The sequence below is a fragment of the Sulfitobacter sediminis genome, assembly GCF_040811725.1.
GTDB lineage: Bacteria > Pseudomonadota > Alphaproteobacteria > Rhodobacterales > Rhodobacteraceae > Sulfitobacter > Sulfitobacter sediminis.
Genome location: NZ_JBFNXX010000315.1, coordinates 1 through 202, shown reverse-complemented (window position 1 = coordinate 202; position 202 = coordinate 1). Strand labels below are relative to the sequence as shown.

Annotated in this window: 1 protein-coding gene; it reads right to left on the bottom strand. The window is 62.9% G+C overall.

Going from position 1 to position 202, the window contains the following annotated elements; all coding sequences use genetic code 11:
- Positions 1 to 202, bottom strand: a 202-nt coding sequence (locus tag AB2B41_RS23880; RefSeq protein WP_367880301.1) for a cadherin-like domain-containing protein, incomplete at both ends; no start/stop codon positions are given.

Here is a 202-nt window from a genome sequence, read left to right as displayed (position 1 = left end):
GGCATCCGGCGTGTAGGTGACCGTGCCGTCACCGTTGATGACGACCGTGCCATTGCTCCCGTTGGTGACGCTGTTCACGCTCAGCGTGTCGCCGTCGACGTCACTGTCATTGGCGAGCAAGCTCGCGGCGCTGATGACCACCGGTGTGTCCTCATCGGTGGTCGCGCTGTCATTATTCGCCACCGGAGCATCGTTCACCGCA